Origin of the sequence: Phenylobacterium aquaticum (assembly GCF_947378715.1) — a bacterium.
In the GTDB taxonomy this organism is placed as follows: Bacteria; Pseudomonadota; Alphaproteobacteria; order Caulobacterales; family Caulobacteraceae; genus Phenylobacterium; species Phenylobacterium aquaticum_A.
This window is the reverse complement of sequence record NZ_CANCLE010000045.1, coordinates 1-25,735: the sequence shown is the minus strand read 5'-3', so window position 1 is coordinate 25,735 and position 25,735 is coordinate 1. Positions and strand designations below refer to the sequence as shown.

Below are 25,735 nucleotides of genomic sequence, written 5' to 3'. Positions count from 1 at the left end.
GATGCCGGAATAGGCGAGCGTGAGGACGATCGCGGCCAGACACCAATGCCAGACGCGCACCCAAAGGGCGTGCCCCCTGCCCGGCGGTCCGACCGAGGGCTCGAGCGTCTCTGCCGACATTCAGTCTGCCTCGTTCCCCTGATCGCCTCGACAATGTCAGCCGCCGCGCCTCTGTCAAGCTGGCCGCGGCCTGGCCGCCTGAGTCGCCTGTCCCCCCGCTCCATCACATCCAAAACCTTCGCCTTTTCAGAGGGGTTGTGGGTAACTTGACATTAACTCGGAACACCTAGAGAACATCGGCAAGGTTTTCGCTTTGTTCTCTCAAGGGCTTCGCCGTCATGCTCACCCGCAAACAGCACGAACTGCTCATGTTCATTCATGAGCGGATCAAGGAGACCGGCGTCTCGCCCTCCTTCGACGAAATGAAGGAGGCGTTGGACCTGGCCTCGAAGTCCGGCATCCACCGGCTGATCACCGCGCTCGAGGAGCGCGGCTTCCTGCGCCGCCTGCCGCACAGGGCGCGCGCGCTGGAGGTGGTCAAGCTGCCGCAGCAGGCCACCACGACCGCGCCGCCCAAGGGCCGCTCGCCCTTCAAGCCGCAACTGGTCGAGGCCGGGCAAGGCGGGCCGGGCGTCGCCGCCAATGATGTCCGCGACCTGCCGGTGCTGGGCAAGATCGCCGCCGGCACCCCGATCGAGGCCATCCAGCAGGAACGCGACCGGCTGCCGGTCCCGGAAAGCATGCTGGGCGCGGGCGAGCACTTCGTCCTCGAGGTCCAGGGCGATTCCATGCTGAACGCCGGCATTTTGGACGGCGACTATGTCGTCATCCGCCGCACCGACGCCGCCACCTCCGGCGACATCGTCGTGGCCCTGGTGATGGGCGAGGAAGCCACCCTCAAGCGCCTGCGCAAGAAGGGCGCCTCCATCGCGCTGGAAGCCGCCAACCCGGCCTATGAGACCCGCATCTTCGGACCCGACCAGGTCCAGGTCCAGGGCCGGCTCGTGGGCCTCATTCGGCGTTATCACTGACGCCACGGGTCCAGGGCCGGTCGCCCCGGAGCGGCTGGGCCCACTGGATTCGCCAACGGCCGGACTGGCGATAAAGTTCGGCCGAGCCGCCCCGGGCGAAATCCCGGGCGTCGAGCACCAGGGCGCCGGGACAGGCGTCGGGCGGGGCCTCTCCGCGTAGGATGATCACCTCCGCCCGGCCGCAGAAGTTTGTGAGCTTTTGCTCAGTGGTCGAACGACGTCGCGTCCAGACCGCGGCGATCGGCGGTACGGCGGCGGCAGGCCGCTTCAGGCAGGACCAGCGGTCGCAGTCATAGGCGCCATCGCGCGCGGCCGCCGCGAGCGTGGCGTCGGCCGGCAGGTCCAACCCGCGCCGCCGGGCCCAGATCTGGGCGGCGAACAGCTTCACATCCGGACGCATCAGTACGGCGTCGTGGCCCTGGCGCACCGCCAAGGTCGAGGCGTCGGCCGTGACCCAGGCGTCGGGCGCCGGCGGGCGCGGGGCGAGACTGACCGCCAGGGCGAAGGGGATGCCCAGCCAGCGCAACGGTCCGCGCCACAGGCAGAGCCAGAGCAGGCCGAGGAAGGCCATGGGCAGGGCCCAGGCGGGGGCGCTGGCCACCACCAGCTGGGCATGGGGCAGGCCCGCAGCCGTGCTGGCGATCCTGTTCATCAGGCCAATGGCGAAGCCGGCCGCCGCCAGGGGCGCCTGGCCCCAGCCGAAGGGCGCCAGGACCGCACCGACCGCCAGCGCCGGCATCATCAGGAAGGAGGAGATGGGGGCGACCAGCAGATTGGCGATCAGGCCGAAGGTCGAGACCCGGTTGAAGTGCTGCATGGCGAAGGGGCCGGTCGCCATCCCGGCCACGAAGCTCGCCGCAAGGCTGGCCATCAGCCACTCCCCGCCGCCCTGGATCAGGCGGATCGGCCAGGGGGTGTTGATCTCCTTGGGCGCCCTGGGCCAGATCTCGGCCAGGGCCACCAGGGCGGTGGTGGCGGCGAAGGACATCTGGAACCCCGGCTCGGTGACCGCGTCCGGCTGGATCAGCAGGATGACCAGGGCCGAGATCGCCAGGGTGTGCAGGCTGATGGCGCGACGGTCGACGAGGATGGCGGCGAAGGCGACGCTGGCGGTGATCGCCGCCCGCTGGGCCGGACTGGGCGCGCCGGAAAGCGCCAGATAGCCCAGCACCGCCGCCAGCCCGACCAGGGCGGCGGCCTTCTTGCCCGACAACCTGAGCGCCAGCCAGGGCCAGGCGGCGATCAACAGCCGCGCGCCGGCGAAGGTGAAACCGCCGACAATGGCCATGTGCAGGCCGGAGATCGAGATGATGTGGGCCAGGCCGGCGGCGCGCAGGGCGTCGACCTCGGCCTTGGGGATATAGGCCTCGTGCCCGGTGACCATGGCCGCCGCCAGGCCGCCCTCCCGGGCGCCCATGGTCTGGACGATCCGCACCGCCAGGCTCCAGCGGGCGGCGTTGAGGCGCATCTGCAGGCCCAGCAGCCAGGGCGGCGGCGCGGCAGGCGTGATGACGCGCGGCGGGGTCAGGGCGAAGCCTACGCCGCCGACCCCCTCGAAGAAGGCGTCGCGGGCGAAGTCATAGGCGCCCGGACTGGCCGGGGGCGGGGGCGGATTGATCATCCCTCGGATGCGGATCGCGGTTCCAGGCGCCGGCAGCGGCATGTCGGGCTTCAGGGTCATGCGCACCCGGATCGGTGTGGCGTCCGGCGCCAGGCCCAGGATGCGGATCGGGGCCAGCAGCAGCCGGGGCCCGCTCTGGCCCGGACTGGCCACATCGACCACATAGGCCTCGACCGTCGCCAGGCCCTCGCCCGGCGGGGCGACGGGCGCCCGGACCGCTTCGGTCCGCAGCTTGCCGGCGGCGAACCCCAACAGGGCGGCGGCCAGCAGGACCAGGACGGCCTTGGCCAGGCCCGAAGGACGCAGCCGCGCCCGGACCATCGCCAGGCCCGCCGCCAGGGCCAGCAGGGCCCAGCCCACGACGGCCATCGGCTCTCGCGGCAGGGCGAAATAGATCGCCGCGCCGCAGCCCACGGCGACCGGCGCCCACAGGGTCAGGCGATCGGCCTGGGCCTGGGCCTGCTCGCCCAGCCAGGTGCGCACCGCCGACAGGCTAGGAGGGCGGCGAATCCACGTGCTAAGAGGCCGGCCAATGGCGGCGCCTGACGCGTCGCGCCCCTCACCTTCAGTCGAAACCTCTATGTCCGACCGCCCCGTCGTCACCCGTATCGCCCCCTCGCCCACCGGCTACATGCACATTGGCACGGCTCGGACCGCGCTTTTCAACTGGCTTTACGCCAAGCATGTCGGCGGCAAGTTCCTGCTGCGTATCGAAGACACCGATCGCGAGCGCTCGACCGAGCCGGCGGTGCAGGCGATTTTCGACGGCCTGTCGTGGCTGGGCCTGATTCCGGACGAAGAGCCGGTGTTCCAGTTCTCCCGCGCTGACCGCCATCGCCAGGTGGTGCAGGAGATGCTGGCGCGCGGCTCGGCCTATCGCTGCTACATGACCCCCGACGAGCTCGCCCATGAGCGCGAGACCGCCCGCGCCGAGGGTCGGGTGATCCGCTCGCCCTGGCGTGACCGCGACGGCAATTATGACGCGGCCCAGCCCTATGTGATCCGGCTGAAGGCCGCCACGGAAGGCGAGACCCTGATCGCCGACCAGGTGAAGGGCGACGTCACCTTCCAGAACAAGGATCTCGACGACCTGATCCTGCTGCGCACCGACGGCTCGCCGACCTATAATCTGGCGGTGGTGGTCGATGACCACGACATGGGCGTCACCCACGTGATCCGGGGCGACGACCACCTGAACAACGCCGGCCGCCAGACCCAGATCTATGAGGGCATGGGCTGGGAGGTTCCGGTCTGGGCCCATCTGCCGATGATCAATGGCCCGGACGGCAAGAAGCTCTCCAAGCGCCACGGCGCCCAGGCCGTCAGCGAATTCGACGACATGGGCTATCTGCCCGAGGCGATGCGCAACTATCTGGCCAAGCTGGGCTGGGGCCACGGCGACGCCGAGATCTTCGGCGACGACCAGGCCCAGGCCTGGTTCGACATCAAGGACGTGGTCGGCGCGCCGGCGCGGCTGGACTGGGCCAAGCTCGCCCACGTCAACAACCACTATATCCGGGAAGCCGGGATCGACCGGCTGGTCGGGCTGGTGACGCGCATCCTGAAGAGCCGCGACTGGCCGCTGCATGACGGCGACGACGCCATTCTGCAACGCACCATTCCGCTGGTGCGTGACGGCGCCAAGACCACCCTGGAGCTGGCCGACAATGTCGTGTTCGCGCTGAAGCGCCGGCCGCTCGAACTGCCGGAAAAGGCGCTCGCCCAGCTGACCGAGGAGACCCGCGGCCGATTGGCGCGGCTGGCGGCGGTCTATGCCGATGTCGCCGACTGGAGCGTTCCGAACCTCGAGGACGTCAACCGGAAATTCGCGGAATCCGAAGGGGTTGGCCTTGGCAAGATCGGCCCGGCCCTGCGTGCCGTGCTTTCCGGCGGCTCACCGGCGCCCGATCTCGCTGGCGCCTTGGTAAGCCTCGGAAAACCGGAAAGTCTGGCCAGGATCGACGACGCTCTTTCGCCCGCTGCGTAAGCCGCTATAAGGCTCGCGAACAGGCGTTTCAATTCCAGCATAAAAAGGGGATGGCATGGCCGACATGGCGAAAATGAGCATCGGCGCCAAGACCGTCGAACTCCCGGTTTTGACGGGGACGGATGGGCCCCCGGTCGTCGACATTCGCAAGCTCTACGCCGAGGCCGACGTCTTTACCTACGATCCCGGCTTCACCTCCACGGCGAGCTGCGAGAGCAAGATCACCTTCATCGATGGCGACGCGGGCATTTTGCTGCACCGCGGCTATCCGATCGCCCAGCTGGCTGAGCAGTCGAGCTTCCTGGAGGTCTGCTACCTCCTGCTGAACGGTGAACTGCCGAGCGCCAAGGAATTCGAAGAGTTCAACCGCAACATCACCTATCACACGATGTTGCACGAGCAGTTCGACCGCTTCTTCCAAGGGTTCCGGCGCGACGCCCACCCGATGGCGATCATGGTCGGCGCCGTCGGCGCCCTGTCGGCCTTCTATCACGACAGCACCAATGTCGATGATCCGGTGCAACGGATGATCTCGTCGCACCGCTTGATCGCCAAGATGCCGACCATCGCGGCGCGGGCCTTCAAGTACTTCCGTGGCCAGCCCTTCGTGCATCCGCGCAACGACCTCTCCTACTCGGAGAACTTCCTGCGCATGTGCTTCTCGGTCCCGGCCGAGGACTGGGTGCCGAACCCGGTGCTGACCAAGGCCATGGACCGGATCTTCATCCTCCATGCCGACCACGAGCAGAACGCCTCGACGTCCACCGTCCGTCTGGCCGGGTCGTCGGGCGCCAATCCGTTCGCCTGCATCGCCGCCGGCATCGCCTGCCTCTGGGGTCCCAGCCATGGCGGGGCCAATGAAGAGGCCCTGAACATGCTGATCGAGATCGGCACTGTCGATCGCATCCCGGAATACGTCCAGGGCGTGAAGGACCGGCGCTATCGCCTGATGGGCTTCGGTCACCGGGTCTATAAGAACTACGACCCGCGCGCGACGGTCATGCAGAAGACCTGCCACGAAGTGCTGGCGGAAGTCGGCAACTCCGACGATCCGCTGCTGAAGGTGGCGATGGAGCTGGAAAAGATCGCCCTCTCCGATCCCTACTTCATCGAGCGCAAGCTCTATCCGAACGTCGACTTCTATTCCGGCATCACCCTGCGCGCCCTGGGCTTCCCGCCCGAGATGTTCACGGTGCTGTTCGCTCTGGCCCGCACCGTGGGCTGGATCTCGCAATGGAAGGAAATGATCGAGGATCCGTCGCAGAAGATCGGGCGTCCGCGCCAGATCTACACCGGCGCGCCGGCCCGCGACTACACCACCATCGACACGCGCGACTGATCCGGCGGAGGGGCTAGCCCCTCTCCCCGACGATCTTCAGAACGGCATTCGCGGCGGCCTCCGAGGGATCGGGGCCGCCGCGTCCCATTTTGTCCAGGGCCGCGTACTGGGCCGCCACCTGCTGGGCGCGGAAGGCCGGATCATCCAGCCGCGCGGCCACCGCCTTGGCCAAGGCCGGACCATTGCAGTCGTCCTGCACGAATTCCGGGGCGATGAAGGCCTGGGCGGCGATGTTGAACAGCACGATATAGGGCGTCAGGATCAGCCGCTTCAGTATGGTGTGGGTCAGCCTGCCCAACCGATAGCCCACGACCATAGGCGCGCCCGCCAGCGCCAGTTCCAGGGTCACCGTGCCGGAACAGGCGAGCGCCACGGTAGCCGCCTTCATGGCGTCGAACTTGGCCTCGTCGCCCTCGATCACATGAGCCCGGCGCGACCAGCCGGCGACCTTGGCCTTCACGGCGTCCGCCACCGTGGGTGCGGCCGGGATGATCACCTCCAGGTCCGGACGATCGGCTTTCAGCAGCATGACCGCATCTTCGAAGGCCGGCAGCACCCGCTCGATCTCGCTGGGTCGACTGCCCGGCATGACCAGCAGGATCGGCGCGGCCGGCGCGATGCCCAGCTGGCGGCGCAGGCGGTCCGGATCGGCGTGGGAGAAGTCGATGTTCAAAGCCCCATTGCCGACGAAAGTGACCGGCAGGCCCGCCGCCTCGAAGAAGGGGGCATCGAAGGCGTGGATGGTCAGCAAGTGGTCGACCTTGGCGGCCAGCACCTTGGCGCGGCCCGGCCGGGTGGCCCAGACCTGAGGCCCGACATATTTGATCAGCGGCAGGTTCGGATCGAGCTTCCGTAAGCGGTCGGCGACCCGCAGGGTGAAACCCCAGGAATCGATCAGCACCGCCACATCGGGCTTCTCCCGGGCCGCCAGGGCGGCGGTGTCGGCCACCCGCCGCATGATCCGAGGATAGGCCAGCAGCCCCTCCAGCAGGCCGAGGATCGAGATGTCTGAGATGTCGAAGGGGCTTTCGACCCCCTCGGCCGCCATGTTGGCGCCACCGACGCCGACGAAGCGCACCCCGTCTCCCAGCCGGCGCTTCAGCGCCCGGGCCAGGGCCGCCCCGCGATCGTCACCTGAGGCCTCGGCGGCGACCAGCATGACGCACAGCGGCCGGGTCATGGGGTCTGTGGCTCCACGCCCAGGATGAACAGGCCCAGATCGTCGGCAAGGTCTATGACCTGCTCGCGGTCGAGGACCAGCAGATGGCCCACCTCCCCCACGATGCCGGCCAGGCCGGCGGCGGCGGCGCGCTGCACCGTGGCGACGCCGATGGTCGGCAGATCGACCTTGGTCTCCTGGATCGGCTTGGGCGCCTTGGCCAGCACCCCGCGATAGGCGCCCGGCTGGCCGCGCACGGCGGTCGGGATTTCATGGGCCACGCGGCGCAGCATGGCGTCGGTGCCCTCCTGGGCCTCCACCGCCAGCACCAGGCCGTCGCAGACCACGGCGCCCTGGCCGATGTCGAGACGGCCGATCTCGCGAGCCACATGCAGCGCGCGGTTGATATCGGCCTGGTGCTCCGGCAGCGGTGAGACCTTGCCCAAGGGACCCGCGCCCAGGGTCAGGTCCGTATTGGCCTCATGGGCGCCCTCGATCACGAAGCCCTCCTTGGCGAACTCGCCCAGCACCACCCGCAGCAGGGCGTCGTCGCCACTGCGTGCGGCCTTGATCACCGCCGGAATGATCGACATGCCGCGGAAGTCGAGCTTGAGGTTCTTGAAGTCCGGCCGGCTGACATTGCCCACCAGGCAGACCGACTGGCAGCCGGCCCGCTTGAGGGCCTTGATGCACTTGCCGACCTCGCCCAGGCCGATGTCCGCGCCGGGATAGTCGGCCAGTTCCGGCCCCGCGAAGCCCTTCAGACGAACGATGAAGAACGGCCGACCGGCCTGTTCGCAGTGAGCGGCGATCTCGACCGGCAAGGTCCCGCCGCCGGCGATGAGGCCGAGCTTGCGCATGACGGCCGCCTAGACCTCGCGCTCGGGCAGGCAGAGCGGCCGGGCGCCGTCGGCGCGGATGAAGTCGATGATCTCGACCACCTCCGGACAGGCGGCATAGGTCTCGACCGTATCGTCCAGGCGCTCCTGGAAGGTGCCTTCGTCAGCGAACAGCATGCGATAGGCGGCCCGCATGGTGTTGATGGTCTCGCGGCTGAACCCGCGACGCTTCAGCCCGACCAGGTTCAGCCCCTCGAGGTGGGCGTGGTTGCCCCAGACCGAGCCATAGGGGATCACGTCCTTCACCACGGCGGCCAGGCCGCCGATCATGGCGTGGCGACCGACCCGGGTGAACTGGTGCACGGCGGCCAGGCCGCCGACGATCACATAGTCGCCAAGGTCGCAGTGGCCGCCCAGCGTCGCCTGCTTGGTCAGGATGCAGTGGTTGCCGACCTTGCAGTCGTGGCCCACGTGGCTCTCGATCATGTAGAGACCGTCGGATCCGACCAGGGTCTCGCCGCCGCCATTGACCGTGCCGATGTTCATGGTGGCGTGTTCGCGGATGACATTGCGATCGCCGATCTTCAGCCGCGTCGCCTCGCCCTTATAGGCGGTGTGCTGCGGGGGGCCGCCCAGCATGGCGAAGGGCCAGACGACATTGTCGGCGCCCAGCTCGGTGTGGCCGTCGACGACGATGTGCGACACCAGCCGGGTGCGTTCGCCCAGCCGGACATTGGGGCCGATGGTGCAGAACGGACCGATGGAGACGCCGTCGGCGATCTCCGCCCCCGGCGCGACGATCGAGGTGGGGTGAACGTCAATGGTCACGATGTCGGGGTCTCCACGAGCATGGCCGCGAACTCCGCCTCGGCCGCTATCCTGTCGCCGACCATGGCCTGGCCAGCGAATTTGAACAGTCCGCCACGGGACTTCACGATCCGGACGTTCATCCGCAACACGTCACCGGGCCGCACGGGGGCGCGGAACCGGCAATTGTCGAGCGAGGTGAAGAAGATGGTCTTGCCGGCCGGATCGACGTCCAGGGTTTTGGACATCAAGACCGCGCCGGTCTGGGCCATGGCCTCGACGATCAGCACGCCGGGCATCACCGGATAGTCGGGAAAATGGCCCTGGAAGAACGGCTCGTTGACGCTGACGCACTTGATGCCGACGACGGACTCGTTGGCCACGAAGTCCTCGGCGCGGTCCACGAGCAGGAAGGGGTAGCGATGCGGGATGCGCGCGAGAATCTCGCCGATATCAATGGAGATGGACGCTGTCGCATCCGTCGTCGTCCCGCTCATCTATCAGCTCCCTCACGCCCGCGCTTCGCCGCCCGGGCGACCCACGTGACCTCGCGTATCCATTGCCGGATCGGCTGAGCCGGGAATCCCCCCCAGGTCTCTCCCGCCGGAATATCCCTCAAGACCCCGGCCCCCGCCGCGATCTGGGCGCCCTCGCCGACCACCAGGTGATCCTTCAGCCCGGCCCTGCCGCCAAACGCGACGCCGTCGCCGACCACAGTGCTGCCGGAGATGCCCGAATGGGCGGCCATCACGCAGTTGCGGCCGAGGCGGACGTTGTGGGCGATCTGGACCAGGTTGTCGATCTTGGTGTTCTCGCCAACCACCGTGTCCTCATAGGCGCCCCGGTCCACACAGGTTCCCGCCCCGATGGTCACGCCGTCCTGCAGGATCACCCGTCCGAGCTGAGGCACGTCGATCACCCCGGTCGGGCCGCCGGTGGCCCCAAAGCCGTGTTCGCCAATCACCGCGTTGGAGAGGATCTTCACCCGGTCGCCAATCAGGGCGAAGGCGATGCTGGCGTTCGTGCCGATCTGGCCGTCGCGGCCGATGGTGACGCCCGGACCGATCACCGTATTGGCCCCGATCACCGTATTGGCCCCGATCCGCGCGCCGGGCCCGATCACCACGCCAGGGCCGAGCTTGACCCCGGCTTCCAGCACGGCGTCGGGCGAGATCGCCGCCTCGCCCACATGCAGCCGGGGCTGGTGCAGCCGATTGGCGGCCATGGCATAGGCGCCCTGGGGCATCCGGGTCACCAGGGCGATGCAGCCCTGCGGGACCTGGGCGGCGAGCTGCGGCGGCGTGAAACAGGCCGCAGCCGGGCTCTCCGCCAGGTCGGGAAGGTATTTCTTGTCGTTGATGAACGTGATGCTGTCGCGATCGGCCCGGGCCAGGGTGGCGACGCGGGACACCCGCACGCCCCCGGTCTCGGGAGAGATCTCAGCGCCCGTCAGCTGGGCGAGTTCAGACAGGGCCACGGGGCCGAGGTCCTGGAAGAAGCGCGGGTCAGGCATGGCAACCGTTCTAGATCATTTCCCGAAAAGCATGACCCACTTTTCAGATTCGGAAATGCTCTAAGTTTTTGATTTAGAGCCCTTTTAATCCGATCTGGCGAAATCAACCAGATCGGAAAGGGCTCCGGGCGCGACCCGCGCGGTCGCGCGTCGGCTTATTTGCCGGCTTGGGCGGGCATCGCCTGGTCAAGATGTTCGCGGTCGAAGGCGAACTGGGTGATCCGGGCGTTCAGGCCCGTGACCACGGCGCCGGTGATGTCCATCTGCGGATTGGCGATCACCAGGGCGTCGCGTTGCAGCAGCAGCGAGCACTTGGATTGCTGGAACGCGGCGCGAACCACGGGGTCAAGCTCCTGGCTCACGCGGCCCAGGGCCTTCTGCTGGGTGGCCTGCATCTCGCGGTCACGCAGCTGAGCCTTGCGCTGGTAGGCGTTGGCGCGCAGCTGCAGATCGGCCGCCTGCTTGTCGAAGGAGCCTTGATCGAGCGTGCCCTTCTGGGCGTCCAGCGCCTTGGCGGCGCTGTTGATCGCCGTCTGTTCAGCGGTCAGTTCCGCCTGCACCTGGGTGCCGATCTGGGTCATGCGGGTCTGGACATATTTGCCGACGGTCGAGTTGCCGACAGCGCCTTCCAGCGACAGGACGCAGATGCCGGGAATGGCCGGGCCATAGGAGATCGTCGGCGCGGCCGCAGCGGCGGGCGCGGCTTGGGCCAGCGCCGCCGAGGCGGTCGCGAGCGAAACAGCGGCGACGCAGGTCGCCACGAGAAGGGATGTCATTTTCATGGGATCAGAACTTCGTTGAGGTGGAGAACCGGAAAGTCTCGGTCTTATCGTAGGTTTCTTTGGCCAGAACTTGGCTGAAGTCGAAGCGGATCGGGCCCATCGGCGATTTCCAGAACACCGAGAGACCGGCGGAGGCCCGCAGGGCCAGGTTGTCGTAGATGTCCGGATCGCGCTGGCCCGCCGCGCAGGCGTGGGTGTTGGTGGCGGTGTCGGCAGTCCGGGTCACCAGACAGACCTTGTCCTTGTCGTCCAGCATGCCGACGGTGCCGAAGTCGGTGAACAGGCCGGCCTTGATGCCGTACTGCTCGGGCAGGAAGGTCGGGATGGTCAGGTCGAAGGACCCGATCGCATAGGCCCGGCCGCCCAGGGCGTCGCTGCGGCCATAGCTGGTGTCGCGCGGGCCGATACCCGCCGTCTGGAAGCCACGGAAGCTGTTACCGCCCTTGTAGAAGCGGTCGTTGATGCGGACCGTGTCGCCGTTCCAGCCGCCGACATAGCCGGCCATGCCGGTGATCGACAGGATGAAGTCCTTGTTGAAGCCGTGGTACCAGGCGGCGTCGCCTTCGGTCTTGAGGTAGTTCACGTCGCCGCCCAGACCCGCGAGGTCCTGGTTGAGGTCGGCGTAGAAGCCGCGCGTCGGCCGGATCGGATCGTTCCGGCGGTCAAGGCGCAGGCCATAGCCGACCAGCGAGGTGACGTAGCTGCCACGCTGGGCGCAGAGCGACAGCGAGACCAGCGGGGCCGCCGGGTCGCAATAGCTGGAGTCGATGTCGACCTCGTCGCTGCGGATCACATAGCGGGTCGACATCGAGGAATTGAGCGTCAGCGGGAAGCCGAGGCGCAGGTTCATCCCCAGGCTCTTCGACTGGTAGGCCGAGTACTGCGAGAAGTCGTACTTGTAGGAATAGACGTCCACCCCGGCCCGCAGATTGCGGCCCAGGAAGCGGGGCTCGGTGAAGGACAGATCGATCTGCTGGCGCAGCGAGCCGACCGAGACCCGGGCGCGGACGTCCTGGCCACGACCCCGGAAGTTGCGCTGGGTGATGCCCAGGTCCAGCACAAGCTGGTCGACGGAGGAGTAGCCGGCGCTGAACGAAAGCTCGCCCGTGGGCTGCTCCTCGACCTTCACCTGCAGATCCGTCCGGTCCGGCTGGGCCGTCGGGATTTCCTTGATGTCGACGTCCTTGAAGAAGCCGAGCGACTTGATGTTGTTCTTCGAGCGATCGACCAGGGCGCGGTTATAGGCGTCGCCCTCGACCAGGTTCAGCTCGCGCCGGATCACATAGTCCAGCGTCTGGGTGTTGCCGACGATGTCGATGCGATTGACGTAGACGCGCGGACCTTCATTGACCTCGAAGGTCACGTCGACGGTCTTGGTCTCGCGGTTGGCGGTGTAGCGCGGGCGCACGTCGACCGAGGCGAAGCCCGCCGCGCCGGCCGCGAAGGTCAGCGAATCGGTCGAGCTCTCGATCTTCTCGTCCTCATAGAGGTCGCCGGTATGGATCGGGACCAGCTGGACCAGGAGATCCTTGTCCAGCTTCTTGAGGGTGGTTTCGACGCTGATCTTGCCGAACTTGTACTGGGGGCCCTCGTCGAGGGTGTAGGTGATGACGAAGCCGTTCTTGTCCGGCGCCAGTTCGGCCACCGCCGAGATCACCCGGAAGTCGTAGAAGCCGCGGTTGCGATAGTGCTTGCGCAGCTGCTCCTTGTCGTACTCCAGGCGGTCAGGGTCGTAGTTGGCGTTGCTGGAGAAGAATTTCAGCAGGCTGGTCTGCTCGGTGACCACGACATCGCGCAGATCGTTGTCCGAGAATTCCTTGTTGCCCAGGAAGTTGACGCGCAGGACGCCGCTCTTGGGGCCCTCGTTGATCTCGAAGATCAGGTCGACGCGCTTCTGGGGCAGTTCGACGATCTTCGGGGTCACGACCGCCGAGATGCGGCCCGAGCGGCGATAGAGCTCGATGATCCGCTGAACGTCGGACTGCACCTTCGACTTGGTGAAGATGCCGCGCGGGCGCACCGAGACCTCGTCGCGCAGCTTGTCTTCCTTCAGGCCGGAATTGCCCTCGAACACCACCTTGTTGATGATCGGGTTTTCCACGACCGCGATGGTCAGGTCGCCGTTCACCAGTCCGACCTTCACGTCGGAGAACAGGTCGGTGCGGAACAGCGCCTTCAGCGCCAGGTCGATCTTGGCCGGACCGACCGTGTCGCCCGGCTGGATCGGCAGATAGGAGAGGATCGTCGATTGCTCGATCCGCTCATTGCCGGTCACCAGAATGCGCTGCACGACGCCTTCCTGCGGGGCGGCCTGAGCCAGGGCGAGCGCCGGCGTGACGAGGGCTGTCGCCCCCATCAGGAGGGCGATGCCGGAGGCGAGCGCGGCGCTATGGGCGCGGGTTCTTTGCATCGTTTCTGCCGTCAACGGAAATGGGCGGGTCAGGAAGGGAGACCGCCGAGGATTTTGAACACACGCAGCTGCTGCAGATCGTTCCAGGTCGCGAACAACATCAATCCGAGCACCAGCGCAAGGCCCACACGATAGCCTGCGGCCTGAACCTTGGCAGCAAGAGGGCGCCGGGCGAGCGCCTCATAGGCGTAGAAAAGCAGGTGGCCGCCGTCGAGGACGGGCACCGGCAGAAGATTCATGAACCCGACGCCCACAGAGATAGCGGCGGCGAGTTGCAGAAGGGCCACGCCTCCGCCCAGCAGGACGGCCGCGAAGTTCGGGGCGTCAGCGGTGGCGTTGCGGGCGATCTTGCCGGAAACCCGGGCGATGCCGAGCGGGCCGCTGAGCTGATCCGCGGACACCTGGCCGGTGATCATCCGCCCCAGATAGAAGACGGTCGTGCCGATCATGTCGGCGGTGCGATCCACGCCGCCCGCCAGGGCCTGGACCGGTCCATAGGCTATATGCTCATAGGCGCCCTGGGCGGTGAGCCCCAGAGTTCCCTGCTTGCGCATGCCGCCCATCTGGGCGTCGACGCGGTTCACCAGCAGTGGCGTCGCGATCAGGTCCACCGTCGAGCCGCCGCGCTGAACCAGGAAGTGGGTCGGCAGATTGACCCGGATCTGCGCCGTCTCGGCGATCTCGTCAAAGCCACGGATCGCCTTGCCCTGAACCTTGAGCACAACGTCGCCCGGCAGGAAGCCGGCGCGCTGGGCGGGGCTGTCGGGGCCCACGGCCGCGACCCTGGGCGGCGAAACATATTGGCCGAAGATCAGCAGCAGGGCGGCGAACAGGGTGATGGCCAGGGCGAAATTCGCCATCGGCCCGGCGGCGGCGACGAAGGCGCGCTGCCACAGGGGCTTGAAATGATAGTAGCGGGCGACCGCCGCGCGCCCTTCCCGGCTCTCGATCTCCTGGCGCAGCGACTCCAGGTCGTCGCGATCGGGCACGCTGGCGGCGTTGTCGTCGCCGGAGAAGCGGACATAGCCGCCCAGCGGAATCCAGCCGACTCGCCATTCGACGCCGGACCTGTCCGTCCAGGACAGAATGGGGCGGCCGAAGCCGATGGAGAAGCGGTCGATCGCCACGCCGCAGGACTTTGCGGCCAGGAAGTGCCCGAGCTCATGGATGGTCACCACCAGGGTGAGCACCAGGACGAAGCACATCGCCGAAATCAGCGTGCTCTGAAGGAAACCGATCATGGCGCGCTACTCCCTAACGTCGCGCCGAACCGAGGTCGGCCACGACTTCGCTCGCCACGCGGCGCGCCGTCGCATCGTTCTGCCGCGCCGTTTCAAGAGCATCGCTCATCGACTCCTCAGCGAGGCCCCTGGCCTCAACCCGTTCGAGGGTGTCGGCTACGATTGCGGCAATATCGAGAAAGCCTATCCGTCGGTCAAGAAATGCGGCCACCCCGACCTCGTTGGCGGCGTTCAGCACCGCCGGCGCAGCCCCTCCGGCCGCCAGGGCGGCCTTGGCGACCTTCAGCGCGGGGAAGCGGTCATAGTCCGGCTCCTCGAAGGTCAGGGCGCCGGCCTTGGCCAGGTCGAGCTTGGGCGCCGGCCAGGGCAGACGGTCCGGCCAGGCGAAGGCGCAGGCGATGGGCGTACGCATGTCCGGCGGGCCCAGCTGGGCCAGGGTGGAGCCGTCGGCGTATTCCACCAGGCTGTGAACAATCGACTGGGGATGGATCAAGGCGTCGACGCGCTCCGCAGGCATGGCGAACAGGTAGGCGGCTTCGATCATCTCGAGGCCCTTGTTCATCATGGTCGCGGAATCGACCGAAATCTTGACCCCCATGTTCCAATTCGGATGCGCGACCGCCTGCTCGGGGGTGGCGTGCGCCATCTGTTCCCGGGTCCAGGTGCGGAAGGGGCCGCCAGAGGCGGTGAGAATCAGCCGCGAGACGTGCTGGGCGCAGGTCGGATCCAGCACCTGGAAGATGGCCGAGTGTTCGGAATCGACCGGAATCACCACCCCGCCCGCCAGCCGCGCCATGCGCAGCAGCGAGGGACCGGCGCAGACCAGGCTCTCCTTGTTGGCGAGCGCCACGACCGCGCCGCCCTTGACCGCCCGCAGGGTCGGGGCCAGGCCCGCGAAGCCGACAATCGCCGACATCACCCACTGGGCTTCCTCAGCCGCCGCGTCGGCCACCGCCGCCGCGCCGCCGGCCGCCTCGATGCCCGTGCCCTCCAGCCGCGCGCGCAGCTCGGCGAGCTTGCTCTCATCCTCGATGACCGCCAGCCGGGGCCGCCAGCGGCGGGCCTGCTCGGCCAGGCGTTCGACATTGCGTCCGCCGGTCAGGGCGACCACCTCGACGGCGGCGTCGGCCTTGTCCAGGAGGTCGAGGGTCGAGACCCCGACCGACCCGGTGGATCCCAGAATGCTGACGCGGCGTGGCAGGCTCAATGACCCCATCCCAGGTGGTTCACCAGCCGGGCGCCGGCGATGACCACCACTGCAAACAGGAGGCCGTCGACCCGGTCAAGCAGGCCCCCGTGTCCGGGGATAAGGTCCCCGGAGTCCTTCACGCCGAACCGGCGCTTCAGCATCGATTCCCACAGGTCGCCGGCCATGGTCGCCAGGCCGCCAAACAGCCCCACCACGGTCGCGGCGGCCAGGTTCAGGGTGAACATGGACAGCGAAGCCATCATCGCCCCGGTCGCCATCGAGGCGATGAGCCCGCCGACGAAGCCGGACCAGGTCTTGTTTGGCGAGAATTTCGGCCAGAGCTTGGGCCCCTTCAGCGTATTGCCGACCGCATAGGCGGCGATATCCGCCGACCAGGTGATGGCGAACAGCATGATCGTCCAGTATCGGCCCTGGGGCATGGCCCTCAGCCAGATCAGGCAGACGCAGGCGATCCCCAGATAGACCACGCCGAAGGCGGCGTTGGCCGGACGCTCCGCCACGCCGCGCGCCACCAGCGCCGCAGCCAGGCCGCCCAGCAACATCCCGCCCCAGGCCAGCCACATGTGATCGCGATGCGCCAGGAACAGTCCCGCCAGGACCGCGAAGCAGACGGCCGCTGAGACCCGGACCGGCGCCTTGGGCGCGGTCATGGTTCCCCACTCGATCGCCAGCACGGCGACGGCGACGGAGATGAGCGTCAGATAGGCCCATCCGCCCAGCCAAACGGCCAGGAGGACGGACGGGATGAGAAGGGTCGCGGAGGCGACGCGGATTCCCAGATTGGACCAGTCGAAGCGCCTAGCCTGCGGCAAGGACATCGTCCGCCGTCGCGCCGCCATAGCGCCGGTCGCGCCGGCGATATTCGTCGATCGCCGCCTTCAGGTGCTCGGTGTTGAAGTCCGGCCAGAGCACGTCCTGGAAGATGAACTCGGCATAGGCGGCTTCCCAGAGCAGGAAGTTGGACAGCCGTTGTTCGCCCGAGGGACGGATGATCAGGTCCGGCGGCGGGGCGTCGGCGGTGGACAGGCGCGCGGCGAAGGCCGCCTCGTTCAGGTCCTCGGGCCTGGCCCGGCCGGCGGCGACCTCCTCGGCGAAGCGCCGGGCGGCGTCGACGATGTCGGCCTGGCCGCCATAGTTGAAGGCGATGTTGAGGTGAAAGACGTCGTTGTGGGCGGTGCGCGCCTCGGCGTCGGTCAGCATCTTGACCAGATCGGCCGAGAGGCCCTCGCGGCGGCCCCAGCACCGCACCCGGACGCCTTCGCGCTCCAGCCGGGCCAGGTCGCTCTCGAAATAGCGCTTCGGCAGGGCCATGAGCTCGGAGACTTCCGCCGCCGGCCGGCTCCAGTTCTCGGTCGAAAACCCGAACACCGTCAGATATTTGACGCCGAGTTCCGGCGCGGCGGCCACGGCGCGCTTCAGCGACTCGACCCCGGCCCGATGGCCAAGCGAACGCGGCAAGCCCCGGCGCTTGGCCCAGCGGCCATTGCCATCCATGACGATCGCCACGTGCAAGGGCGCGTCCGTTTTGGGCGGCTCGGGAGAGGCGGCGGCCATGGTGATCCTATGCGTCCGTCGGTGAACCGGACGATTATACCTGCATGATCTCTTGTTCTTTGGTTTTCAAGGCGTCGTCCACGCGCTTGATGGCCTCGTCGGTCATCTTCTGAACGTCGGCCTCCATGCGCTTCTGCTCATCCTGAGTAATGACCGCGTCCTTCTCGGCCTTCTTCAGGTCGTCATTGGCGTCGCGGCGGACGTTGCGCACGGCGATCTTCTGATGCTCGGCATATTTGGCGGCCAGCTTGACGAGGTCCTTGCGGCGCTCCTCGGTCAGCGGCGGCACCGGAATGCGCAGGGTCATGCCCTCTGTCACCGGGTTCAGCCCCAGCCCGCCATTGCGGATCGCCTTCTCCACCGCGATCACCAGGGCCTTGTCCCAGACGCTGACGGTGATCGAGCGCGGCTCGGGAACGCTGACGGCGCCGACCTGATTGAGCGGCACGCTGGAGCCATAGGCGTCGACCATCACCTGGTCGAGCAGGCTGGCCGAGGCGCGGCCCGTGCGCAGGCTGCCGAATTCTTCCTTCAGGGCGAGAACCGCCTTGTCCATGCGGTCCCGGTATTTCGCAAGCACCGGCTTTTCGGCTGCGGCCATCTGCGTCTCCTCACGGTTCCGGGCGGTCGCGGCTCTTGGCGAGTCGGCTGACGCCCATGGGTCTGTCTCTATAGCTTGACCGGCGAATGCGCCCAACTGAGCGCCCGGTCAGATGATGGTCGTGAAGACCCCTTGGCCCTTCAGCACCTTCATGAAGTTCCCGCGTTCGCGGATCGAGAACACCACGATCGGAATCTGGTTGTCGCGCATCAGGGCGATGGCCGAGGCGTCCATGACCTTGAGGTCCTTGGACAGCACCTCGTGATAGCTCAGCTCCTCATAGCGCTTGGCCGCGGGATCCTTCTTGGGGTCGGCGGTATAGACCCCGTCGACGCTGGTGCCCTTGAACAGGGCTTCGCAGCCCATCTCGGCGGTGCGCAGGGCGGCGGGGGTGTCGGTGGTGAAGAACGGCGCGCCGAGGCCGGCGGCGAAGATCACCACCCTGCCCTTCTCCAGATGGCGCAGGGCCCGGCGGCGGATATAGGGCTCGCAGACCGCATCCATGGGAATGGCCGACTGCACCCGGGTCTGGACGCCCGCCTTCTCCAGCGCGCCCTGCAGGGCCAGCGCATTCATCACCGTGGCCAGCATGCCCATATAGTCGGCGCTGGCCCGCTCCATGCCGCGCCCGGCCAGGGAGACGCCGCGGAAGATGTTGCCGCCGCCCACCACCAAGCAGAGCTCCACCCCGGCGTCGACCACCTCCTTGATGTCCTCGGCCACGGCCTCGATCGTCTTGGTGTCGATGCCGAACAGGGCGTCGCCCATCAGCACCTCGCCCGACATCTTCAAGAGGATCTTCTTGTAGCGCGGCTTGAGGTCGGACATGGGCGGCCTTCCGAGAATCTGGGGTGTCTTACATAAACCAAGGGCGCGGCTCGCGTCGAACGCGGGCCACGCCCTGAAGTCTTCTTTTTGAGATCAGGCTCGGATCAGGCCTTGCCGGACATCTGGGCCACTTCGGTCGCGAAGTCGGGGCCTTCCGGACCTTTTTCCACGCCTTCGCCCAGGGCGAAGCGCACGAAGCCCTTCACCGAGACCGACGAACCGACGGCCTTGGCCGTCTCGGCGATCAGCTGCTCAATGGTCTGGTCCGGATTCATGACGAAGGGTTGCTTCAGCAGCACCACTTCTTCCTGCCACTTGCGGATCCGGCCTTCGATCATCTTCTCGACGACGCCGATCGGCTTGCCCGATTCCAGCGCCTGGTCGGTCAGGAACTTCTTTTCCTTCTCGACAGCGGCCGGATCGAGGTCGCCCTCGGTCAGGGCCAGGGGCGGGGTGGGGGTGCCGGCGACGTGCAGCGCGATCTTGCGCCCCACATCCTTCAGCACCGCCTGGTCGCCCGCGCCTTCCAGCGCGACGAGCACGCCAAGGCGGCCGACGCCTTCGCCCTGCGCATTGTGCAGGTAGAGGGCCACGGCGCCTTCGCTGACCGACAGACGGGCCGAGCGGCGCAGGCGCATGTTCTCGCCGATGGTGGCGATCAGGTTGGTCACCAGGTCGGTGACGACCTCGCCCTTGGCGGTCTTGGCCGCGGCGATCGCCTCGACGCCCTCGACCGTCAGGGCCACCTCGGCGATATCGCGCGCGGCGTTCTGGAAGGTCTCGTTCTTGGAGACGAAGTCGGTCTCGGCGTTCAGCTCGATCAGCACGCCGGTCTTGCCGTCGGCGCTGAGCTTGCCGCCCACCAGGCCTTCGGCCGCGGCGCGGTCCGACTTCTTGGCGGCCTTGGAGAGGCCCTTGGTGCGCAGCCAGTCCATGGAGGTTTCGACGTTGCCGTCGTTCTCCTGAAGGGCCTTCTTGCAGTCCATCATGCCCGCGCCAGACTTCTCGCGCAGCTCCTTAACCAACGCTGCGGTGATCTCCGCCATGGTCAGCTCCTTCCGTATGAATAAGACGACGGGCCCGGGGGGGCCCGCCGTCGGTTATCTAGTTCGCCAAGACTACGCCTTGATGGCGCAGGCCAGGTGTTACTCGCTCGCGGCCTCAGCCGTAGGCTCAGGCGCGGTTTCCATCGTCGCTTCCGGGAGAACCTCGGCCGGAGCCGCGGCTTCCACGACGGGCGCCGGGGTCAGCTCGCGGGCCAGGGTCGGCTCCATCGGGGCCGCCGAGGCGCCCAGGTCGACGCCGGAGGCCGATTGGCCGGCGGCGAGACCATCGAGGACCGAATCGGCCATCAGGTCGCAATAGAGCTGGATGGCGCGCGCGGCGTCATCATTGCCCGGGATCGGATAGGTGATGCCGTCCGGATCGCAGTTGGTGTCGAGGATGGCGATCACCGGAATGCCAAGCTTCTTGGCTTCCTGGATGGCGATGGCTTCCTTGTTGGTGTCGATCACGAACATCAGGTCGGGGATGCCGCCCATGTCCTTGATCCCGCCCAGGGACAGTTCCAGCTTGTCGCGCTCGCGGGTCAGCTGCAGCAGTTCCTTCTTGGTGCGGCTGGTGTCGCTGTCGACAACGCCTTCCAGCTCGCGCAGGCGGGAGATCGAGCCCGAGACGGTGCGCCAGTTGGTGAGCGTGCCGCCCAGCCAACGGTGGTTCACATAGTACTGGGCGCAGCGCTTGGCGGCGATGGCGACCGGCTCGGAAGCCTGGCGCTTGGTGCCGACGAACAGCACGCGGCCGCCGGACGCGGCGACTTCGCGCACCTTCACCAGGGCCTGGTGCAGGAGCGGGATCGACTGCGACAGGTCGATGATGTGGATGTTGGAGCGGCTACCAAAGATGTAGCGGTCCATCTTCGGGTTCCAGCGGTGGGTCTGGTGGCCGAAGTGGGCGCCAGCTTCCAGGAGCTGACGCATAGAGAAGTCGGGAAGCGCCATAGGCTTGCTCGTCCTTTTTCCGGTTAACCTCCGCAGACAAACCCTCCTGAGGGAGGACCGGAGTGGATACGTCGGGATGTCTCCCCGATCGCAACCAAACGCCTACGTGTGGAATGGGCGCGGATTTAGGGGTTTCGCCGCCGAAAAGCAAGCGCCGCCACGGCTTGCACGCTTCGCGCGCGGCTGGCACACTCATAGGTCATCGGGAGAGCCCTATGAAGACCATAGCGATACTGACTGGGGCCGTCCTGGCCGCCGCCCTCGCCGCCCCGGCCCTCGCGGGATCGAGCAGCTATTCGAACTCGTCCTATGCAGGCTACTACACCCCGCCCGCGCCGCCGCAGCCGCCCAAGCCGATCGGGGCCATGTACACGCCGCAGCCCTTCAAGCCCTATAAGGGGAGCAGCCTCTATTCGCCGCGCGGCGGGCTCGATCCCTATCCCAAACCGGCCAAGCCCAAGGGCTATATCGACCTCTATCATCCGAAGACGAAGAGCCTGTTCTAGGGCGCGCTCGGTGCGCCTTCCCGCGCAGGCAGGAATGGGCCGTGGCTTCAGAGGTCCTCGACGAACACTACGCCCGGCGCGGTCTTCAGCGCGCCGCGCACGGCGCCGTCCAGAGTGAAGCGGCCGGGCAGCTTCATCTCGACCTCACGTCCGCCCTCGACCGCCGAGACCAGGATGATCTCGCCGCCACGGGCGTTGCTGACCCCCTCCAGCCGGCGCTTCAGGGCGTCGATCTCGGCGCTGCGCGGCGCCAGGTGAACCCGCAGGCCCGCCACCGCGTTGGCGATCGCCTTGTCCACCGGCTCGCAGTCGTCGCCGAAGAACCGCACCTCCCCGTCCTTGGCCTTGGCGCGGACCTTGAGCGCCACCGCCGTGCCAGGCTCCAGCAGTTCGCGGCACTTGCGCAGGGCCTCGGGCGGAAACAGCACCTCAAATTCCCCGGTCGGGTCTGAGAAGGTGACGAAGGCGAATTTCTCGCCGCTCGATTGCGACGCCCGCTCCTGCTTGCGGCGGACCACGCCCGCCATGCGGAAGGCCTCCGCGCCAGCCTCGGCCTTGGGGATCACGTCGGCCAGCAGGTCGGTGCGCTTGCGGCGCAGGGCCTCGACCATGTCGTCCAGGGGGTGGCCGGAAAGATAGAACCCCACCGCCGCCAGTTCCTCGTCCAGACGCTCGGTCGGGGTCCAGGCCTCGATCCGGGGCATCTTCTTGCGCAGGGCCTCGTTGTCGTGGCTGGTCCCGGCGAACAGACCCATCTGGTCGGACGCCCGGCCGCTGGCCACGGTCTGGCCGTAGCTGACCAGCAGGTCGGCGGCCGCGAACACCTGGGCGCGATTGGGGTGGATGGAATCGAAGGCCCCCGCCCGGGCCAGGGTCTCGAAGGCCCGCTTGTTGACCTGGCGTGGATCGACCCGCTCGACGAAATCGAAGATGTCGCGGAACGCCCCGCCCTCGCGGCGGACCTCGACCACATGCTCCATGGCCTGAAGGCCGACATTGCGGATGCCGCCCAGGGCGTAGAGGACCTCGCCCTCCTCCACGTCGAAATCGGCGCCCGAGCGGTTGACGTCCGGGGCGCGGATCTTCACCCCGAAGCGCTTGGCGTCCTGGTAGAACACCGACAGCTTGTCGGTATTGGCGATATCCAGGCTCATCGAGGCGGCGAAGAACTCCACCGGCGCATTGGCCTTCAGCCAGGCGGTCTGGTAGCTGACGACGGCATAGGCCGCCGCGTGGCTCTTGTTGAAGCCATAGCCCGCGAACTTGTCGACCAGGTCGAAGATCGCCCCGGACTGCACCGCCGGCACACCCTTGGCCTCGGCCCCGGAGATGAAGCGCGCGCGCTGCTGCTCCATCTCCTCCTTCTTCTTCTTGCCCATGGCGCGGCGCAGCAGGTCGGCTTCGCCCAGGCTGTAGCCCGCCAGGATCTGGGCGATCTGCATCACCTGTTCCTGATAGACGATGATGCCATAGGTCTCGTTCAGCACCGGCGCGAGCGTCGGGTGCAGGGTGTCGATCGGCTTGCGGCCGAACTTGCAGTCGATGAAGGCCGGAATGTTGTCCATCGGGCCCGGGCGATAGAGGGCGCCGACGGCGGTGACGTCCTCGATCGAACCGGGGCGCAGCTGGCGCAGGGTGTCGCGCATGCCCTGGCCTTCCAGCTGGAAGACCCCGACCGTCTGGGCGTTGCTCATCAGCTCATAGGTCTTGGCGTCGTCGAGCGGCACCGTGGCCATGTCGACCCCGGCCCCGCGCCGGTCCAGGTGCTTCAGCGCCCGGTCGATGACGGTGAGCGTCTTCAGGCCCAGGAAGTCGAACTTCACCAGGCCAGCGCTCTCGACCCATTTCATATTGAACTGGGTGGCCGGCAGCTCCGAACGCGGATCGCGATAGAGCGGGGTCAGTTCGGTCAGCGGCCGGTCGCTGATCACCACCCCGGCGGCGTGGGTCGAGGCGTTGCGGTAGAGCCCCTCCAGCTGCAGGGCTGTGTCGAGCAGCCGGGCCACGGCCTCATCGGAATCGCGCTGCTCGCGCAGGCGGGGCTCGATCTCGATGGCCTTGGACAGGGTCACCGGATTGGCCGGATTGGCCGGCACCATCTTGGCCAGGCGATCGACCTGGCCGAGCGGCATCTGCAGTACGCGGCCGACGTCGCGCAGCACGGCGCGGGCCTGCAGGGTGCCGAAGGTGATGATCTGGGCCACGCGGTCGCGGCCATAGCGCTGCTGCACATAGGAGATCACCTCCTCCCGCCGCTCCTGGCAGAAGTCGATGTCGAAGTCGGGCATGGACACCCGCTCGGGGTTCAGGAACCGCTCGAACAGCAGGCCATAGCGGAGGGGGTCGAGGTCGGTGATGGTCAGGGAGTAGGCGACCAGCGAGCCGGCGCCGGACCCCCGCCCCGGCCCGACCGGAATGCCGTGCGCCTTGGCCCACTTGATGAAGTCCGACACGATCAGGAAATAGCCGGGGAAGCCCATCTGGGCGATGACCCCGATCTCCCGCTCAAGCCGGGCCTCATAGTCGGCGACCGACGCCGTATTGGCCTGGCCCTTGGCCATCCGCACCTTCAACCCCTCGCGGGCCTGATGGGCCAGCTCATCGGCCTCGGTGCGCCCGCCCTCGGTGGGGAAGCGCGGCAGGATCGGGTCGCGCTTCTTGACCATGAAGGCGCAGCGCCGGGCGATATCGACGGTGTTGTCGCAGGCCTCCGGCAGGTCGGCGAACAGGGCCCGCATGTCGGCGGCCGGCTTGAACCAGTGCTCCGGCGTGACCCGCCGCCGCTCCTCCTGGCTGATATAGGCCCCGTCGGCGATGCACAGCAGGGCCTCGTGGGCGGCGTACATCTCCTTGGCGGCGAAATAGACGTCATTGGTGGCGACCAGGGCCACGTCATGGGCATAGGCGAAGGCCACCAGCTCCGGCTCGGCCACCGCCTCGATCGGCAGGCCGTGTCGCTGCAGCTCGATATAGAAGCGGTCGCCAAACGCCGCCGACATCTCGGCCAGAGCCGCATGGCCCTCGGCTGCCTTGCCGGCGACGAACAGGGGATCCACCGGACCGTCCGACGCCCCGGACAGCAGGATCAGCCCCTCATTGTGCTCGACCACCTTGGCCCAGGGGACGGACGGCTCCTCGGTCGCCTCGGCTTCAAGATAGGCCAGGGACGAGAGCACCGAGAGGTTCAGATAGCCCTGCTCGGTCTGAGCCAGCAGCACGATGGTCGGCGTCTTGGCATAGCGCTCAGGCGCCGCGCCCCCGATCCCGGTCACCGGCAGGGCCACGCCGACGATGGGCTGGACGCCCACCTCCTTGTTGCTGACCGAAAATTCCAGCGCCCCGAACAGATTGGCCCGGTCGGTCAGGGCCACGGCCGGCATGTCGCACTTGGCGGCCAGCGCACCGACCTTGTCGGCCTTGATCGCGCCTTCCAGCAGCGAATAGGCGGACCGGACCCGCAGGTGGACGAAACCTTCGCTCGCCGTCTCGCTCACCCGCCGTCTCCAAAATTCAAGCCGCTCAGGCGGCCAGTTGAGCCACCTGGCACATCATCCAGACAAACCCCGCGACCGACATAAAGGCCAGCGATTCCCGCGCCAGACGAACCATGTTCCGTACCCCCGTTGTGCATGTTCTGCGTATGTTCCTATTCTGGTTTTGTTCTCCATGCAAGGGGCTGTGGACGTTTTGTGTGGAACGGGTCCGCGCCCCACCCTCGCCACGTTTTCGACCTAGATGATCGCGTCCAAAGTGGAGCTCCAGATGGAAGTCGAGATCGCGGCCGAGGCCAAGGACAAGCGCTTCAACCGGATGGTCGCCATCACCGTGGTGGTGCTGTCGATCTTCATGGGGCTGTCCCAGGTGAAGGACGGCAACATCGTCCAGGCGATGCAGCAAGCCCAGTCCTCGGCGGTCGACAGCTGGGGCGAGTACCAGGCGACCAAGACCAAGCAGCATATCGATGAGACGGCGCTGGCCCAGATCAAGGCGCTCAGCCTGATCGGCGGCGGCAAGGCCGCCCAGGCCTCGGCGCCGGAGATCGCGCGCCTGACCGCCGAGATCGCCAAGTACAAGGCCGAGATCCCGCAGCTGCGCGCCCAGGCCAAGGGCTTCGAGGACCAGTACAACGCCCTGAACGTCCACGACGACCAGTTCGACGCCTCCGACGCCCTGATCTCCATCGCCGTGTCGATGTCCGCCGTGGCCGCCCTGGTCGAGGTGGCCGGCGCGCTCTACGGCGCCTGGGTGTTCGGGGCCGGCGGGATCATCATGGGCCTGGCGGGCTTCCTGGGCTGGAGCCTGCACTC

The 25,735-nt window shown here is 67.4% G+C and carries 23 protein-coding genes; 5 read left to right on the top strand and 18 right to left on the bottom strand.

What is annotated here, in order from left to right; translation table 11 throughout:
- Nucleotides 1–338: 338 nt before the first annotated feature.
- Entirely contained in the window at nucleotides 339–1,031 is a 693-nt protein-coding gene (lexA, locus tag Q7P21_RS08195) for a transcriptional repressor LexA (RefSeq protein WP_304170241.1), read from the top strand.
- On the opposite strand, the gene Q7P21_RS08190 is transcribed toward lexA, so the two are convergent.
- The gene (locus Q7P21_RS08190) at nucleotides 1,012–3,135 is read right to left on the bottom strand and encodes a ComEC/Rec2 family competence protein (RefSeq protein WP_304170240.1); all 2,124 of its coding nucleotides are present in this window, start codon (nucleotides 3,133–3,135) and stop codon (nucleotides 1,012–1,014) included. The two genes, lexA and Q7P21_RS08190, sit on opposite strands and share 20 nt — an antisense overlap.
- Before the next feature lie 97 nt (nucleotides 3,136–3,232).
- Between Q7P21_RS08190 and gltX the strand changes: the two genes are divergently transcribed.
- Together gltX and gltA are read left to right on the top strand one after the other, a co-directional pair.
- The gene (gltX, locus tag Q7P21_RS08185; RefSeq protein WP_304176589.1) at nucleotides 3,233–4,639 is read left to right on the top strand and encodes a glutamate--tRNA ligase; all 1,407 of its coding nucleotides are present in this window, start codon (nucleotides 3,233–3,235) and stop codon (nucleotides 4,637–4,639) included.
- 55 nt (nucleotides 4,640–4,694) lie between these two features.
- Nucleotides 4,695–5,978 carry a citrate synthase gene (gltA, locus tag Q7P21_RS08180; RefSeq protein ID WP_304170238.1) on the top strand — a complete coding sequence of 428 codons (1,284 nt, stop codon included), beginning with the start codon at nucleotides 4,695–4,697 and terminating at the stop codon, nucleotides 5,976–5,978.
- A gap of 13 nt (nucleotides 5,979–5,991) precedes the next feature.
- Here the strand turns inward: gltA and lpxB are convergent, their stop codons facing one another.
- The 15 genes from lpxB to rpsB all read right to left on the bottom strand — a co-directional run bounded on the left by lpxB (nucleotide 5,992) and on the right by rpsB (nucleotide 20,922).
- Nucleotides 5,992–7,158: a lipid-A-disaccharide synthase gene (gene lpxB / locus Q7P21_RS08175; protein ID WP_304170237.1), complete on the bottom strand. Its 1,167-nt coding sequence runs from the start codon at nucleotides 7,156–7,158 to the stop codon at nucleotides 5,992–5,994.
- Entirely contained in the window at nucleotides 7,155–7,997 is an 843-nt protein-coding gene (locus tag Q7P21_RS08170) for an LpxI family protein (RefSeq protein WP_304170236.1), read from the bottom strand. The genes lpxB and Q7P21_RS08170 overlap by 4 nt, the downstream gene beginning before the upstream one ends.
- 9 nt (nucleotides 7,998–8,006) lie before the next feature.
- A complete protein-coding gene (gene lpxA / locus Q7P21_RS08165; protein ID WP_304170243.1) occupies nucleotides 8,007–8,798 on the bottom strand; it encodes an acyl-ACP--UDP-N-acetylglucosamine O-acyltransferase in 792 nt (263 codons plus the stop codon).
- 2 nt (nucleotides 8,799–8,800) lie between these two features.
- Complete coding sequence (gene fabZ, locus Q7P21_RS08160; RefSeq protein WP_304170235.1) at nucleotides 8,801–9,280, bottom strand: 3-hydroxyacyl-ACP dehydratase FabZ; 480 nt, start codon at nucleotides 9,278–9,280, stop codon at nucleotides 8,801–8,803.
- On the bottom strand, nucleotides 9,277–10,296 hold the full coding sequence (lpxD, locus tag Q7P21_RS08155; RefSeq protein WP_304176587.1) for a UDP-3-O-(3-hydroxymyristoyl)glucosamine N-acyltransferase: 1,020 nt from the start codon (nucleotides 10,294–10,296) through the stop codon (nucleotides 9,277–9,279). The genes fabZ and lpxD overlap by 4 nt, the downstream gene beginning before the upstream one ends.
- 155 nt (nucleotides 10,297–10,451) lie before the next feature.
- Nucleotides 10,452–11,072 (bottom strand): OmpH family outer membrane protein, encoded by a 621-nt coding sequence (locus tag Q7P21_RS08150; protein ID WP_304176585.1) that lies wholly within the window; start codon nucleotides 11,070–11,072, stop codon nucleotides 10,452–10,454.
- A 10-nt stretch (nucleotides 11,073–11,082) separates the two neighbouring features.
- On the bottom strand, nucleotides 11,083–13,488 hold the full coding sequence (gene bamA, locus Q7P21_RS08145; protein ID WP_304169722.1) for an outer membrane protein assembly factor BamA: 2,406 nt from the start codon (nucleotides 13,486–13,488) through the stop codon (nucleotides 11,083–11,085).
- A gap of 29 nt (nucleotides 13,489–13,517) precedes the next feature.
- A complete protein-coding gene (locus tag Q7P21_RS08140) occupies nucleotides 13,518–14,729 on the bottom strand; it encodes an RIP metalloprotease (protein ID WP_304169725.1) in 1,212 nt (403 codons plus the stop codon).
- Between the two features lie 13 nt (nucleotides 14,730–14,742).
- Nucleotides 14,743–15,945: a 1-deoxy-D-xylulose-5-phosphate reductoisomerase gene (locus Q7P21_RS08135; protein ID WP_304169727.1), complete on the bottom strand. Its 1,203-nt coding sequence runs from the start codon at nucleotides 15,943–15,945 to the stop codon at nucleotides 14,743–14,745.
- Complete coding sequence (locus Q7P21_RS08130) at nucleotides 15,933–16,757, bottom strand: phosphatidate cytidylyltransferase (RefSeq protein ID WP_304169729.1); 825 nt, start codon at nucleotides 16,755–16,757, stop codon at nucleotides 15,933–15,935. Before Q7P21_RS08130 ends, Q7P21_RS08135 begins: the two co-directional genes overlap by 13 nt.
- On the bottom strand, nucleotides 16,738–17,493 hold the full coding sequence (gene uppS / locus Q7P21_RS08125; protein WP_304169731.1) for a polyprenyl diphosphate synthase: 756 nt from the start codon (nucleotides 17,491–17,493) through the stop codon (nucleotides 16,738–16,740). The genes Q7P21_RS08130 and uppS overlap by 20 nt, the downstream gene beginning before the upstream one ends.
- Before the next feature lie 34 nt (nucleotides 17,494–17,527).
- Nucleotides 17,528–18,094, bottom strand: coding sequence for a ribosome recycling factor (frr, locus tag Q7P21_RS08120; RefSeq protein WP_304169733.1), 567 nt, complete (start codon nucleotides 18,092–18,094; stop codon nucleotides 17,528–17,530).
- Between the two features lie 108 nt (nucleotides 18,095–18,202).
- The gene (pyrH, locus tag Q7P21_RS08115) at nucleotides 18,203–18,922 is read right to left on the bottom strand and encodes a UMP kinase (protein ID WP_304169735.1); all 720 of its coding nucleotides are present in this window, start codon (nucleotides 18,920–18,922) and stop codon (nucleotides 18,203–18,205) included.
- A 104-nt stretch (nucleotides 18,923–19,026) separates the two neighbouring features.
- Complete coding sequence (gene tsf, locus Q7P21_RS08110) at nucleotides 19,027–19,968, bottom strand: translation elongation factor Ts (protein ID WP_304169737.1); 942 nt, start codon at nucleotides 19,966–19,968, stop codon at nucleotides 19,027–19,029.
- A gap of 99 nt (nucleotides 19,969–20,067) precedes the next feature.
- Nucleotides 20,068–20,922, bottom strand: a complete 855-nt coding sequence (gene rpsB, locus Q7P21_RS08105) for a 30S ribosomal protein S2 (protein WP_304169739.1) — start codon at nucleotides 20,920–20,922, stop codon at nucleotides 20,068–20,070.
- 215 nt (nucleotides 20,923–21,137) lie between these two features.
- Between rpsB and Q7P21_RS08100 the strand changes: the two genes are divergently transcribed.
- The gene (locus Q7P21_RS08100; protein WP_304176583.1) at nucleotides 21,138–21,428 is read left to right on the top strand and encodes a hypothetical protein; all 291 of its coding nucleotides are present in this window, start codon (nucleotides 21,138–21,140) and stop codon (nucleotides 21,426–21,428) included.
- 47 nt (nucleotides 21,429–21,475) lie between these two features.
- Here the strand turns inward: Q7P21_RS08100 and dnaE are convergent, their stop codons facing one another.
- Both dnaE and sidA read right to left on the bottom strand, forming a co-directional pair.
- Nucleotides 21,476–24,922 carry a DNA polymerase III subunit alpha gene (gene dnaE / locus Q7P21_RS08095; RefSeq protein ID WP_304176581.1) on the bottom strand — a complete coding sequence of 1,149 codons (3,447 nt, stop codon included), beginning with the start codon at nucleotides 24,920–24,922 and terminating at the stop codon, nucleotides 21,476–21,478.
- Nucleotides 24,923–24,947: 25 nt separating this feature from the next.
- The gene (gene sidA, locus Q7P21_RS20480; RefSeq protein WP_242565684.1) at nucleotides 24,948–25,037 is read right to left on the bottom strand and encodes a cell division inhibitor SidA; all 90 of its coding nucleotides are present in this window, start codon (nucleotides 25,035–25,037) and stop codon (nucleotides 24,948–24,950) included.
- A 153-nt stretch (nucleotides 25,038–25,190) separates the two neighbouring features.
- Here sidA and Q7P21_RS08090 point away from each other — a divergent pair.
- A partial coding sequence (locus Q7P21_RS08090; RefSeq protein ID WP_304176579.1) for a DUF4337 domain-containing protein occupies nucleotides 25,191–25,735 on the top strand: 545 nt, incomplete at its 3' end.

Coding starts and splice junctions, on each gene's coding strand:
- lexA (WP_304170241.1), top strand. CDS start 339: ATGCTCACCCGCAAACAGCACGAACTGCTCATGTTCATTCATGAGCGG.
- gltX (WP_304176589.1), top strand. CDS start 3,233: ATGTCCGACCGCCCCGTCGTCACCCGTATCGCCCCCTCGCCCACCGGC.
- gltA (WP_304170238.1), top strand. CDS start 4,695: ATGGCCGACATGGCGAAAATGAGCATCGGCGCCAAGACCGTCGAACTC.
- lpxB (WP_304170237.1), bottom strand. CDS start 7,158: ATGACCCGGCCGCTGTGCGTCATGCTGGTCGCCGCCGAGGCCTCAGGT.
- Q7P21_RS08170 (WP_304170236.1), bottom strand. CDS start 7,997: ATGCGCAAGCTCGGCCTCATCGCCGGCGGCGGGACCTTGCCGGTCGAG.
- fabZ (WP_304170235.1), bottom strand. CDS start 9,280: ATGAGCGGGACGACGACGGATGCGACAGCGTCCATCTCCATTGATATC.
- lpxD (WP_304176587.1), bottom strand. CDS start 10,296: ATGCCTGACCCGCGCTTCTTCCAGGACCTCGGCCCCGTGGCCCTGTCT.
- Q7P21_RS08150 (WP_304176585.1), bottom strand. CDS start 11,072: ATGACATCCCTTCTCGTGGCGACCTGCGTCGCCGCTGTTTCGCTCGCG.
- bamA (WP_304169722.1), bottom strand. CDS start 13,488: ATGCAAAGAACCCGCGCCCATAGCGCCGCGCTCGCCTCCGGCATCGCC.
- Q7P21_RS08140 (WP_304169725.1), bottom strand. CDS start 14,729: ATGATCGGTTTCCTTCAGAGCACGCTGATTTCGGCGATGTGCTTCGTC.
- Q7P21_RS08135 (WP_304169727.1), bottom strand. CDS start 15,945: ATGGGGTCATTGAGCCTGCCACGCCGCGTCAGCATTCTGGGATCCACC.
- Q7P21_RS08130 (WP_304169729.1), bottom strand. CDS start 16,757: ATGTCCTTGCCGCAGGCTAGGCGCTTCGACTGGTCCAATCTGGGAATC.
- uppS (WP_304169731.1), bottom strand. CDS start 17,493: ATGGCCGCCGCCTCTCCCGAGCCGCCCAAAACGGACGCGCCCTTGCAC.
- frr (WP_304169733.1), bottom strand. CDS start 18,094: ATGGCCGCAGCCGAAAAGCCGGTGCTTGCGAAATACCGGGACCGCATG.
- pyrH (WP_304169735.1), bottom strand. CDS start 18,922: ATGTCCGACCTCAAGCCGCGCTACAAGAAGATCCTCTTGAAGATGTCG.
- tsf (WP_304169737.1), bottom strand. CDS start 19,968: ATGGCGGAGATCACCGCAGCGTTGGTTAAGGAGCTGCGCGAGAAGTCT.
- rpsB (WP_304169739.1), bottom strand. CDS start 20,922: ATGGCGCTTCCCGACTTCTCTATGCGTCAGCTCCTGGAAGCTGGCGCC.
- Q7P21_RS08100 (WP_304176583.1), top strand. CDS start 21,138: ATGAAGACCATAGCGATACTGACTGGGGCCGTCCTGGCCGCCGCCCTC.
- sidA (WP_242565684.1), bottom strand. CDS start 25,037: ATGGTTCGTCTGGCGCGGGAATCGCTGGCCTTTATGTCGGTCGCGGGG.